We start from the raw sequence: 12,514 nt of genomic DNA on the forward strand, positions 1-12,514 counted from the left end.
ATTTGCCGATTAAACACAGGGGAATGGCGATGGAAACGCGCATATTCGGTTTTCATCCCGGATTTCGAAAATGCGGACGACGATTCAATAAAAAAACCCGCCGGGAGGCGGGTTTTTTGTGCGGCGACGCTTTTCGCGTGCTCAGCGCTTCAGCTTCGCGAACGCCGCGGCCATTGCGCCGGCCGGTTCCGGCTCGCGCGAACGCTGCGGGCGGGCGGCGCCGCGCCCCGCGTTGCCGCGATCCTGGCCGCCGCGCGACGGCGTGCCGGGCGCTGCTGCCTCGTCGTCGAGGCGCATCGTCAGCGCAATCCGCTGGCGTTTCACGTCGACGTCGAGCACCTTCACCTTGACGACCTGGCCGGCCTTCACGACTTCGTGCGGGTCCTTGATGAACTTCGTCGACATCGCGGACACGTGGACCAGCCCGTCCTGGTGAACGCCGATATCCACGAACGCGCCGAACGCGGCGACGTTCGTCACGACGCCTTCGAGCGTCATGCCCGGCACGAGATCCGACACCTTCTCGACGCCTTCGCGGAACGTCGCGGTCTTGAACTCCGGACGCGGATCGCGGCCCGGTTTCTCCAGTTCGGACAGGATGTCGCGCACGGTCGGCAGGCCGAAACGCTCGTCAACAAATTCCGTCGGGGACAGGCCCGACAGCGCTTCGCGGTTGCCGAGCACGTCGTCGATGCGCTTGCTGATCTTCGCGAGCATCCGCTCGACGACCGGATACGCTTCCGGGTGCACCGACGAGCGGTCGAGCGGATTCTCGCCGCCGTTGATGCGCAGGAAGCCGGCGGCCTGTTCGAAGGTCTTGTCGCCGAGGCGCGGGACCTTGCGCAGGTGCTCGCGCGACGGGAACGGGCCGTTTGCGTCGCGGTAGTCGACGATGTTGCGCGCGAGCGTCGCGTTCAGGCCCGACACGCGCGCCAGCAGCGCGGCCGACGCGGTGTTCGCGTCGACGCCGACCGCGTTCACGCAATCCTCGACGACCGCGTCGAGCGAGCGGGCGAGTTCGCGCTGGTTCACGTCGTGCTGGTACTGGCCGACACCGATCGCCTTCGGCTCGATCTTCACGAGTTCGGCGAGCGGATCCTGCAGGCGGCGTGCGATCGACACGGCGCCGCGCAGCGACACGTCCATGTCGGGGAATTCCTTCGCCGCGAGTTCGGACGCCGAGTAGACCGACGCGCCGGCTTCCGACACGACGATTTTCTGCAGGCGCAGCTCCGGGTGTTTCGCGATCAGCTCGCTCGCGAGCTTGTCGGTTTCGCGCGATGCGGTGCCGTTGCCGATGCTGATCAGCTCGGCCTGCGTCTGCGCGGCGAGGCGCGCGAGTTTCGCGATCGAGCCGTCCCAGTCGCGGCGCGGCTCGTGCGGGTAGATCGTATCGGTCGCGAGCACCTTGCCGGTGCGGTCGACGACCGCGACTTTCACGCCCGTGCGCAGGCCGGGGTCGAGACCGATCACGGCCTTCGGGCCGGCCGGCGCGGCCAGCAGCAGGTCGTTCAGGTTGCGCGCGAACACGCGGATCGCTTCGGTTTCGGCCGTTTCGCGCAGCTGCGTGAGGAGTTCGTTCTCGATGTGCGGCTGCACCTTCACGCGCCAGCACCAGCGGCATACGTCGGACAGCCATTTGTCGGCCGGACGGTTCTGGTTCGCGATGCCGAAATGGCGCGCGATCATCGCCTCGCCGGGATGCGGCACCTGGGCGTCGAGCTCTTCGCCGAGGCCGAGCTTGATCGTCAGCACCCCCGCGTTGCGGCCGCGGAACAGTGCAAGGGCGCGGTGCGACGGCACGGTCCTGATCGTTTCCGCGTAGTCGTAATAGTCGCGGAATTTCTCGCCTTCCTCGTTTTCCTTGCCCTCGACGACGGCCGATGACACGACGCCCTGGCTATGCAGGTAATCGCGCAGCTTGCCGAGCAGCTCGGCCGTTTCGCCGAACTGTTCGGACAGGATGTCGCGCGCGCCGTCGAGCGCGGCCTTCACGTCGGCAACGCCCTTGTCGGCGTCGACGTAGGCGGCCGCCTCGGCCTGCGGGTCGAGCAGCGGGTTCGCGAGCAGGGCCTGCGCGAGCGGCTCGAGGCCGGCCTCGCGGGCGATCTGTGCACGGGTACGGCGCTTCGGCTTGTACGGCAGATAAAGGTCTTCGAGCACCTGCTTGCTGTCGGCCGCGTCGATCGCGGCGCGCAGCTCGTCGGTCAGCTTGCCCTGTTCGTCGATGCTCGACAGGATCGCCGCGCGGCGGTCCTCGAGCTCGCGCAGATACAGGAGGCGTTCCTCGAGCTGGCGCAACTGCGTGTCGTCCAGGTTGCCGGTCACTTCCTTGCGGTACCGGGCAATGAACGGAACGGTCGAGCCTTCGTCGAGGAGTTGCACGGCCGCCGCGACCTGGCGCGGCTGGACGGACAGTTCGGTGGCGATGCGCTGTACGATCTTGAGTGCTACGGTTTCCGTCATGTCGTGGATGATCTGCCTGCTGAAATCGCGGCGCGGGCCGGCAGGCCCGAAGCGGCGGGCTGCGTGGCGGGCCCGACGGGCCAGATGCCGCGGGTGAGTGAAGCGGGGCATTTTGCCATAAATGGCGGAGCGTCCAGCCGGGGGTGATAGAATTTGACACATGTCCCGCAGCTTTCCTACGACGTTGCCAACTTCCCGAATTTCTCTCGTCGCGCTCGGCGCAGCGCTCGCCGCGGCTTTGTCTGCCGGGCCTTCCAGCGCGTTCGCGCAAGCTTCGGGCGCCACCGCGCCGGCCGCCACCGCGGCCGCACCCGTGACGGCCACGGCCGCACCGGATTTCGACGCCCGTCAAAAAGTGCTCAATCAACGCTCCGCGGAAAACGATTATCGTTATGCGGTGGCCGAGCACGATTGCTACAGCAAGTTCTTCGTCAATCACTGTCTCGGCAAGGCGCGTGACCAGATGCGCGACGAGCGGGCGAGCATCCGCCAGGAGCAGCTCGCGCTCAACGACGAGCAGCGGGCGGTGCGCGCGCAGCAGCGCGACCAGCAGCAGGCGCTGAAGCAGGCGCAGGACGCGGCGGAAGCGCCGCAGCGCGCGGCGAACGACGCGGCAAACGCCGCTGCGTTCCGCGACAAGCAGGAGCAGAATGCGCTGAAGCAGGCGCAGCGCGGCGCGGAAGGGCCGCAGCGCGCGGCGAACAAGCAGGCGTACGACCAGAAGCAGGGCGACTTCCAGCGCAAGCTCGACCAGGCGCACCAGCAGGCCGCGCAGAAGGCGCAGGAGCGGGCGGACAACGCCGCACGCTACGAGCAGAAGCAGAAGGAAGCCGTGCAGCACAAGGCCGATGTCGAGCGGCGTCAGAAGGAAGCGACCGAAAAGGCGCAGCAGAAGCAACAGCAGGGGCAGTAACGTGTTGGATTGATCCGGAATCAGTCTCGTGCGCGCTGGCACGCCAGCCGGCGCGCTGCTTCGATGAGGAGGCAAACATGCAAAACCGTCACACGGAACAGCAGCAGGAATTGCACAACCGTTTGGCTGCATTGCAGGAGCAGCACCAGCAGCTCGCTCGGGAGATCGAGCTGAAGGAAGGGCACTCCGACATCGACGACATCACGCTGCACCGGCTGAAGAAGGAAAAGCTGGCGGCCAAGGACAAAATCATTTTGCTGCAATCGCAGCTGGAACCGGATAAGCGCGCCTGAGCGCGGCCTGGCAAGCGCCGGCGCCGCCCGGGCGCTGGACACAGGAACGCTTGCCTTGAATTCACCGCTTGAAGCCACCCCCGATGCCCGGCGCGACGTGTCGTCCGCCGGGCGCGCTCGTGCGCCCGAAGGCACCTTTGAACTGAGCCGCAAGCGCGTCGACGAACTCGACACGATTTTCGGCGAGGGCGGATTGCTGGCGCGCGCGCTCGACGGCTATCGGCCGCGCACATCGCAGATCGAGATGGCGCGCGCCGTCGCATCCGCGATGGAAGCGTCCGCTCGCCGGATGCCCGAGCCCGAGATCTTCGAAACCCGCAAGCGGCCGGCGCGTCGCCTCGGCGACGGCGACAAGGCGGCCGAGACGGGCGCGGACGCCGCCGCAGCCGAGCCCGACAGCGATGCCGGGGACAACACGCTGATCGTCGAGGCCGGCACCGGGACGGGCAAGACCTATGCGTACCTCGTGCCCGCGATGCTGTGGGGCGGCAAGGTGATCGTGTCGACCGGCACGAAACACCTGCAGGACCAGCTGTTCCAGCGCGACATCCCGACCGTGCGCAACGCGCTGGCGGTGCCGGTGTCGGTCGCGATGCTCAAGGGGCGCGCAAACTACCTGTGCCACTACTACCTGCAACGCACGGCCGACAACGGCCGGCTGCCGTCGCGGCAGGATACGGCCTACCTGCAGGAAATCGTCCGTTTCGCGAAGATTACGAAGAGCGGCGACAAGGCCGAGCTCGCGAGCGTGCCGGAAACGGCGCCCGTCTGGTCGATGGTCACGTCGACGCGCGACAACTGCCTTGGCCAGGAATGCCCGCACTACAAGGAATGCTTCGTGATGCAGGCGCGGCGCGAGGCGCAGCAGGCCGACGTCGTCGTCGTCAACCACCACCTGTTCTTCGCGGACATCATGCTGCGCGACACGGGGATGGCCGAGCTGCTGCCGAACGCGAACACGGTCATCTTCGACGAAGCGCACCAGTTGCCGGAAACGGCGACGCTGTTCTTCGGCGAGACGCTGTCGACGACGCAGATTCTCGAACTCGCACGCGACACGGTAGCTGAAGGCCTGAGCCATGCACGCGACGCGGTCGAATGGGTGAAGCTCGGCGGCGATCTCGAGCGCGCGGCACGCGACTTGCGTCTGGCGTTCGCGAACGACCAGATCGTCCGGATGTCGCTCGCCCAGCTCGGCGACGATCACCCGATGTTCGGCGCGCTCGACGCGCTCGAGGCCGCGCTCGACGCGCTTGCGTCGGCGCTTGCCAGCCAGGCCGAACGGGCGGAGTCGCTCGGCGCGTGCCTGCGGCGCGCACGCGAACTGCAGGACCTGCTGGCCGGCTGGGTCGCGCCCGGCGCGACGGAAGCGGCCGCGAAGGCCGATGCGGCGGCGGCCGGCGACAAGGCGGCATCCGACGGCGATCCGAACGAGAAGGTGCGCTGGGTCGAAGTGTTCGCGCATACGGTCCAGCTGCACGAAACGCCGCTGTCAGTCGCGCCGATTTTTGCCAAGCAGCGCGCGGGTGTGCCGCGTGCATGGGTGTTCACGTCGGCCACGCTGTCGGTGCGCGGCGATTTCACGCACTACGCGGCACAGATGGGCCTCAGTTCGCGCCGCTCGATGACGCTCGCGAGCCCGTTCGACTACCAGTCGCAAGGGCTGCTGTACGTGCCGCGCAACCTGCCGCAACCGTCTTCGCCGGCGTTTACCGATGCCGTCTTCGACGCCGCGCTGCCGGCGATCGAGGCGTCCGGCGGCGGCGTGTTCATGCTGTGCACGACGCTGCGCGCGGTCGACCGGATTGCGTCGAAGCTGCGCGACGTGATCGAATCGCGCGGCTGGAACACGCCGCTGCTCGTGCAGGGCGATGCGAGCCGTACCGAACTGCTGGACCGTTTCCGTGCATACGGCAATGCGATCCTGGTCGGCAGCCAGAGTTTCTGGGAAGGCGTCGACGTGCGCGGCGATGCGCTGTCGCTCGTCGTGATCGACAAGCTGCCGTTCGCGCCGCCGGACGATCCGGTGCTCGCCGCGCGCCTCGATGCGCTGACGAAGAAGGGGCTGAGCCCGTTCGCCGTGCACCAGTTGCCGCAGGCCGTGATCACGCTGAAGCAGGGCGCGGGCCGGCTGATTCGGGCGGAGACGGATCGCGGCGTGCTGATGATCTGCGACACGCGGCTCGTCGACAAGCCCTACGGGCGCCGGATCTGGCAGAGCCTGCCGCCGTTCAAGCGGACTCGCGAGATCGCGGTTGTCCAGGACTTCTTCGACGAGCACCGTTCCGCAAAGCGCACGTGACGACGCGCGCGGCGCTCGCCGCGCGCTCGCACCGGCGCTGCCTGAGCACGGCGCCAATAAAAAACCCGGCTCGATGGCCGGGTTTTTTGTTCGTGCAGCGGGCGCTGCATGGTGCTTTCGTCAGAACTGCCACCACGACTTCTTCGCGCCGGGGCGCGAGTGGCCCGTGACGTACGGGCTGTCGGGGAACGTGCCTGCGAGCACGCGCTTCGTGTCCTCGGCGAGTTGCGGCTGGTTCAGCTTGCCGTACGACAGGATCATGATGTGCAGCGCGTCCTCGATCGCCGGGGCGCCCTTGTAGTCCTTGATCGCGAGCTGCGCACGGTTGATGGCCGCGACGTAGGCGCCACGCCGGTAGTAGTAGTCGGCCGCGTGCACTTCGTGCGACGCGAGCGCGTTGACGATGTAGCGCATCCGCGCGGCGGCGTCGGGCGCGTACTTGCTCTTCGGGAAGCGGTCGACGACGACCTTGAACGCATCGTACGATTCACGCAGTGCCTGCGGATCGCGCTCGCTCATGTCCTGGCCGGAGAACCGGCCGAACAGGCCGAGATCGTCGTTGAAGTGGATCATCCCCTTCAGGTAGTACGCGTAAGGGATATCCGGATGATCGGGGTGGAGCTGGATGAAGCGATCGACGGCCTGGTCGGCGGCGGCCGCTTCGTTGTCCTTCCAGTTGCAGTACGCAACGTTGATCTGCGCCTGTTGTGCGAAGTGGCCGAACGGATCGCGACCTTGCAGCGATTCGAAATATTTCGCGCACTTGCCCCAGTCGCCGCCGGACAGTGCGTCCTGGGCCTCTGAGTATAATTTGTTGTTCGACCAGGTAGCCGTCTCGTCCTGCTTCTGCGGCAAGCCGTGGCAGCCGGCGATGAGGGCCGCGGCCGCTACCGCCGCAGCCCGGGCGGCGACGGTTCTGGCCGTGCGTTTGGTCGAATTCATCATGCTCGCATGTCCTAGCTTCAAGTCTCGGTGACCCAGTCTAAATGACCCGTTCAAGTTCGCAGAATGCCCAGCCGGGCACACCAAATCGCGAAGATTATAGCCCAAGCGATCGGCCCGCCGACGCTGCGTCGGGGGATTCCCTCGATGACGATCTGGCCGGCGACGCCATGCAGGCGCCTGTCGTGCCGTCCGCGGCGGCCGACGACGCACCGCGCGTCGTCGAAGTGCCGCTGTCGCTCGCGGGTGAGCGCCTCGACAAGGCGCTCGCCCAACTGTTCCCTGAATTCTCGCGCAGCCGCCTGCAGAGCTGGATCGAGGCGCAGCGCGTGCTCGTCGACGGCGCGCCGGCGAAGATCCGCCAGCCGGTGCCGCTCGGCGCCAAGATCGAGCTCGTGCCCGACCTGCTCCCCGAGCAGCTCGCCTTTACGCCGGAACCGGTGCCGCTCGACGTGATCTACGAGGACGACGCGCTCGTCGTCATCAACAAGCCGGCCGGCCTCGTCGTGCATCCGGCCGCCGGCAACTGGAGCGGCACGATCCTCAACGGGCTGCTGCATCGCTATGGCGACGCGGCGGCCGGCCTGCCGCGCGCGGGGATCGTCCACCGGCTCGACAAGGAGACGTCGGGCCTGATGGTGGTGGCGCGTACGCTGGCCGCGCAGACGGACCTCGTGCGCCAGTTGCAGGCCCGCACGGTGAAGCGCCGCTATTTCGCGCTCGTGTGGGGCACGATGCCCGAGGAGGGCACGATCGATGCGCCGATCGGCCGCGATCCGCGCGAACGCACGCGCATGGCCGTCGTCACCGGCGCGTCGGGCAAGCCCGCGCGCACGCATTTCCGCACGGTTGACACATGCCTGTGGCAACGTCAGCCGGTTTCGGCGATCCAGTGCGATCTCGAGACCGGTCGCACGCACCAGATCCGCGTGCACTGCGCGCATGCCGGGCACCCGCTGCTCGGTGACCCCGTGTACGGGCGCGCGCGCGGCAAGCGCTCGGTCGCGCCGTTGCCGGACGGTTTCGCGCGACAGGCGCTGCATGCATGGCGGCTCGGTCTCGTGCACCCGGTCACGGGCAAGGCGATGCAGTGGCGCTGCCCGCTGCCGGACGACATGAACGCCCTCGTCGCGGCGCTCGGCTTCGGGCAGGGCGACGAGGAATTCGACGACGATGACGGGGTCTACGACGATGACGATTTCGGCGGCGAGTATCACGACGATGAGCCGTACCTGGACGACGAGGAGGAGTGAGTGCCGATGACGAACCTGGCGCCGTTGACGTGGCAGGACTGCGTACAGCCCGACTGGCAGGTGTCGCCGCGCGTGCGCGCGCTGATCACGACGCGCGACGGCGGGGTGAGCGAAGGCCCGTATGGGCGCTGGCAGGGCGCGGAGGCTCTGCCGGGCGGGATGAATCTCGGCCTGCACACCGGTGACGATCCGGCTCATGTCGCCGGGAATCGCGCGCGCTTGCTCGCGCTGGCTGGCCAGTCGAGCGCCGCGTGGCTCGAGCAGGTTCACGGCGCGCAGATCGTGCGCGCGGACGAGGTGATCGCGGCGGCACCCGCGGCGCTCGCGCCGGTGCAGGCCGACGCGAGTGTCACCGACCGTGCCGGCGCCGTCTGCGTCGTGATGGTCGCGGATTGCCTGCCCGTGCTGCTGTGCGACACGCAGGGCCGCGCCGTCGGCGCCGCGCATGCGGGCTGGCGCGGCCTGGCGGCCGGCATCGTCGAACAGACGGCGGCGCGGGTCGCGGCACTCGCGGGCGGTGCGACGGACGCGCTTCATGCTTACCTCGGGCCGGCGATCGGCCCGCGGGCGTTCGAGGTCGGCGCTGACGTGCGTGACGCGTTTCTCGACACGGCCCCGCAGTCGGAGCATGATGAAACCCGGCTTGCGTTCGTCGCGATCGATGGCGCGCCCGGCAAGTTCCTGGCCGATCTCTACGCGCTCGCGCGCTTGCGTCTTGCGCGTGCGGGCGTGGCGCACGTGAGCGGCGGGACGGCCTGCACGGTCACCGAACAGGCGCGCTTCTATTCGTACCGGCGCGACCGCGTGACGGGCCGCATGGCGGCGGCGATCTGGCTGGCGGATTGACGGGATGCGCATGGGCGCGGGATTTGTCGCGCTGCAAAATCGGGTTATCTCGATTTTGCGGCGGCCATGCCGCGTTACATGCGCGGCTGAATGAAAAATGCGAAGTCAAGTCAATCAAAATGTTTTATGTTTCGCCGGAACCCTTGTCCCGCCTGTTGCGCGAGGATTATCTCCGTGCGGAATTGTTCAGCGGTTTGATATGGCGCTTCACATGGGGAAAACGATAATGATAAAAATACCGCACTGCGGCAGAATCTGGAGACGCCTCTCCAGAGCATGACGGCCCGGCTCGCAGCCGGCATGCCGCGCGCGAGCAGGATTTCACGACAGACGCTCACGAATCACCGGTAAGGCAGGTAATGACAGCATCGAAAAAATCGTCGACGTCCGCTCAGGCGGGCACTTCCACGGGCAGCATTGGTTTCGATCCGGCCGCCCAGCCGATGCAGCAGATGTTCGAGTCGTGGTTGAACGCGTGGCGCGGTTTTGCGGATCCGGCACGTGCCGCGACTGCGTCGGCCACCGTGAATCCGTTCGCGACATTCCAGTTTCCGACATCGTTTCCGTTCCAGGTGCCGTCGATGCCCGATTTCGGCGCGATGGCGTCGCCGTTCGCCGGGCTGAAGCTGCCGGCCGCCGCGATTCCCCCCGAGCGGCTTCAGGCGTTGCAGGCCGACTACGCGCGCGATTGCATGGCGCTGATGCAGCAGGCCGCCGCCGCGAAGCTCGAGTCGCCCGAACTGAAGGACCGCCGCTTCAGCGGCGATGCATGGAAGGCGTCGCCGGCGCATGCGTTCGCGGCGGCCTGGTATCTGCTCAACGCGCGCTATCTGCAGGAACTGGCCGACGCGCTTCAGACCGATCCGAAGACGCGCGAGCGCATTCGTTTCACGGTCCAGCAGTGGACGGCCGCCGCCGCGCCGAGCAACTTCCTCGCACTCAATCCCGACGCACAGAAATCGATTCTCGAGACGCAGGGCGAAAGCCTGCGGCAGGGGATGATGAACCTGCTCGGCGACCTGCAGCGCGGCAAGATTTCGCAGACCGACGAATCGCAGTTCGTGGTCGGCAAGAACCTCGGGTGTACTGAAGGTGCGGTCGTCTACGAGAACGACCTGATCCAGCTGATCCAGTACACGCCGAAGACGGACAAGGTGTTCGAGCGGCCGCTCCTGATCGTCCCGCCGTGCATCAACAAGTTCTACATCCTCGACCTGCAGCCCGAGAATTCGCTCGTCGCGCATGCGCTGTCGAATGGCCATCAGGTGTTCCTCGTGTCGTGGCGCAACGCCGACGCATCGGTCGCGCACAAGACGTGGGACGACTACATGAACGAAGGGCTGCTCGCGGCGATCGACGCCGTGCAGCAGGTGAGCGGCCGCGAGCAGATCAACACGCTCGGCTTCTGCGTCGGCGGCACGATGCTCGCGACTGCGCTCGCGGTGCTCGCCGCGCGCGGCGAACATCCGGTCGCGTCGATGACGCTGCTCACCGCGATGCTCGACTTCAGCGACACCGGCATCCTCGACGTGTTCGTCGACGAGGCGCACGTGCAGATGCGCGAGCAGACCATCGGCGGCAAGAACGGCACGCAGCCGGGGCTGATGCGCGGCGTCGAGTTCGCGAACACGTTCTCGTTCCTGCGGCCGAACGACCTCGTGTGGAACTACGTCGTCGACAACTACCTGAAGGGCCGCACGCCGGCGCCGTTCGACCTGCTGTACTGGAACGGCGATTCGACGAGCCTGCCGGGCCCGATGTACGCGTGGTACCTGCGCAATACCTATCTCGAGAACAAGCTGCGCGAGCCGGGCGCGTTGACCGTGTGCGGCGAATCGGTCGACCTGACGCTGATCGACGTGCCGACCTTCATCTACGGCTCGCGCGAGGATCACATCGTGCCGTGGCAGACGGCCTATGCATCGACGTCGATCCTGTCGGGTCCGCTGAAGTTCGTGCTCGGCGCGTCGGGGCACATCGCGGGCGTGATCAATCCGCCGGCGAAGAAGAAGCGCAGTTACTGGATCAACGATAGCGACCTGCCCGAATCGGCGGACGACTGGTTTGCCGGTGCGACCGAGCACCCGGGAAGCTGGTGGACGACCTGGGTCGAGTGGCTCGACCAGTACGGCGGCCGCAAGGTGGCGCCGCCCGCCCAGCCCGGTTCCGCACAGTTCCCGGTGATCGAGCCGGCGCCGGGCCGGTACGTATTGCAGCGCGATTGACGAAAGACGGACAGCGGCGCACGCTGTCCGATGCACCGCAGTTTTTTTAACAGGGCCGGTAGCGATGCGCCGTGTCGTGCGGGCCTGGAGGAAAGGGAAATGACGGACGTAGTGATCGTTTCGGCCGCGCGGACCGCGGTCGGCAAATTCGGCGGTTCGCTTGCGAAGATTGCAGCACCCGAACTGGGCGCGACGGTGATCCGCGCAGTGCTGGAGCGCGCGGGCGTGAAGCCCGAGCAGGTGAGCGAAGTGATCATGGGCCAGGTGCTGACGGCCGGCTCGGGCCAGAACCCGGCGCGGCAGTCGCTGATCAAGGCCGGGCTGCCGACGGCAGTGCCGGGGATGACGATCAACAAGGTGTGCGGCTCGGGCCTGAAGGCCGTGATGCTGGCGGCGAACGCGATCGTCGCGGGCGACGCGGACATCGTGATCGCGGGCGGCCAGGAGAACATGAGCGCGTCGCCGCACGTGCTGCCGGGCTCGCGTGACGGCTTCCGGATGGGCGATGCGAAGCTGGTCGACACGATGATCGTCGACGGCCTGTGGGACGTGTACAACCAGTACCACATGGGCATCACGGCGGAGAACGTCGCGAAGGAATACGGGATCACGCGCGAAGAGCAGGATGCGTTCGCGGCGCTGTCGCAGAACAAGGCGGAAGCCGCGCAGAAGGCGGGCCGCTTCGACGACGAGATCGTGCCGGTGTCGATCCCGCAACGCAAGGGCGAGCCGCTGCAGTTCGCGACCGACGAATTCGTGCGTCACGGCGTGACGGCGGAGTCGCTGGCGGGGCTGAAGCCGGCGTTCTCGAAGGACGGCTCGGTGACGGCGGCGAACGCGTCGGGGCTGAACGACGGCGCGGCGGCGGTGCTGGTGATGTCGGCGCAGAAGGCGGCGGCGCTGGGTCTGACGCCGCTGGCGAAGATCAAGGCCTACGCGAACGCGGGCGTCGATCCGAGCGTGATGGGGATGGGCCCGGTGCCGGCATCGCGCCGGTGCCTGGAGCGCGCGGGCTGGACGCCGGGCGACCTGGACCTGATGGAGATCAACGAGGCGTTCGCGGCGCAGGCGCTGGCGGTGCACAAGCAGATGGGCTGGGACACGTCGAAGGTGAACGTGAACGGCGGGGCGATCGCGATCGGTCACCCGATCGGTGCGTCGGGCTGCCGGATCCTGGTGACGCTGCTGCACGAGATGGCCAAGCGCGACGCGAAGCGCGGGCTGGCGTCGCTGTGCATCGGCGGCGGGATGGGCGTCGCGCTCGCGGTCGAGCG

General features: G+C 67.4%; 9 protein-coding genes. 7 read left to right on the forward strand and 2 right to left on the reverse strand.

Annotated features, from left to right (window positions below; genetic code table 11):
* Window positions 1–141: 141 nt before the first annotated feature.
* Window positions 142–2,466 carry a Tex family protein gene (locus tag ABY44_RS28615; RefSeq protein ID WP_027787245.1) on the reverse strand — a complete coding sequence of 775 codons (2,325 nt, stop codon included), beginning with the start codon at window positions 2,464–2,466 and terminating at the stop codon, window positions 142–144.
* Window positions 2,467–2,626: 160 nt separating this feature from the next.
* Here ABY44_RS28615 and ABY44_RS28620 point away from each other — a divergent pair, with 160 nt between their 5' ends.
* From ABY44_RS28620 to ABY44_RS28630, 3 genes are all read left to right on the forward strand, one after another.
* Complete coding sequence (locus tag ABY44_RS28620) at window positions 2,627–3,379, forward strand: hypothetical protein (RefSeq protein ID WP_059687425.1); 753 nt, start codon at window positions 2,627–2,629, stop codon at window positions 3,377–3,379.
* 77 nt (window positions 3,380–3,456) lie between these two features.
* On the forward strand, window positions 3,457–3,672 hold the full coding sequence (locus tag ABY44_RS28625; protein WP_006478692.1) for a YdcH family protein: 216 nt from the start codon (window positions 3,457–3,459) through the stop codon (window positions 3,670–3,672).
* Window positions 3,673–3,727: 55 nt separating this feature from the next.
* Complete coding sequence (locus ABY44_RS28630) at window positions 3,728–5,974, forward strand: ATP-dependent DNA helicase (protein ID WP_027787247.1); 2,247 nt, start codon at window positions 3,728–3,730, stop codon at window positions 5,972–5,974.
* Window positions 5,975–6,094: 120 nt separating this feature from the next.
* Here the strand turns inward: ABY44_RS28630 and ABY44_RS28635 are convergent, their stop codons facing one another.
* Window positions 6,095–6,919 (reverse strand): outer membrane protein assembly factor BamD, encoded by an 825-nt coding sequence (locus ABY44_RS28635; RefSeq protein WP_021163132.1) that lies wholly within the window; start codon window positions 6,917–6,919, stop codon window positions 6,095–6,097.
* Window positions 6,920–6,960: 41 nt separating this feature from the next.
* Between ABY44_RS28635 and ABY44_RS28640 the strand changes: the two genes are divergently transcribed.
* From ABY44_RS28640 to ABY44_RS28655, 4 genes are all read left to right on the forward strand, one after another.
* Window positions 6,961–8,169, forward strand: a complete 1,209-nt coding sequence (locus ABY44_RS28640; RefSeq protein ID WP_027787248.1) for an RluA family pseudouridine synthase — start codon at window positions 6,961–6,963, stop codon at window positions 8,167–8,169.
* Between the two features lie 6 nt (window positions 8,170–8,175).
* Complete coding sequence (gene pgeF, locus ABY44_RS28645) at window positions 8,176–9,015, forward strand: peptidoglycan editing factor PgeF (protein ID WP_027787249.1); 840 nt, start codon at window positions 8,176–8,178, stop codon at window positions 9,013–9,015.
* 359 nt (window positions 9,016–9,374) lie between these two features.
* The gene (locus ABY44_RS28650; protein ID WP_027787250.1) at window positions 9,375–11,240 is read left to right on the forward strand and encodes a PHA/PHB synthase family protein; all 1,866 of its coding nucleotides are present in this window, start codon (window positions 9,375–9,377) and stop codon (window positions 11,238–11,240) included.
* A gap of 99 nt (window positions 11,241–11,339) precedes the next feature.
* Window positions 11,340–12,514 (forward strand): acetyl-CoA C-acetyltransferase (locus tag ABY44_RS28655; protein WP_060174564.1); only part of this gene is annotated, 1,175 nt, incomplete at its 3' end.

Origin of the sequence: Burkholderia sp. ZZQ-2 (assembly GCF_050768715.1) — a bacterium.
In the GTDB taxonomy this organism is placed as follows: Bacteria; Pseudomonadota; Gammaproteobacteria; order Burkholderiales; family Burkholderiaceae; genus Burkholderia; species Burkholderia cepacia.

Bases quoted from the DNA above. Each gene is read 5' to 3' on its own strand.
- ABY44_RS28650 (WP_027787250.1), top strand. From the start codon at position 9,375: ATGACAGCATCGAAAAAATCGTCGACGTCCGCTCAGGCGGGCACTTCC.
- ABY44_RS28620 (WP_059687425.1), top strand. From the start codon at position 2,627: ATGTCCCGCAGCTTTCCTACGACGTTGCCAACTTCCCGAATTTCTCTC.
- ABY44_RS28640 (WP_027787248.1), top strand. From the start codon at position 6,961: ATGACCCGTTCAAGTTCGCAGAATGCCCAGCCGGGCACACCAAATCGC.
- ABY44_RS28635 (WP_021163132.1), bottom strand. From the start codon at position 6,919: ATGATGAATTCGACCAAACGCACGGCCAGAACCGTCGCCGCCCGGGCT.
- ABY44_RS28615 (WP_027787245.1), bottom strand. From the start codon at position 2,466: ATGACGGAAACCGTAGCACTCAAGATCGTACAGCGCATCGCCACCGAA.
- pgeF (WP_027787249.1), top strand. From the start codon at position 8,176: ATGACGAACCTGGCGCCGTTGACGTGGCAGGACTGCGTACAGCCCGAC.
- ABY44_RS28625 (WP_006478692.1), top strand. From the start codon at position 3,457: ATGCAAAACCGTCACACGGAACAGCAGCAGGAATTGCACAACCGTTTG.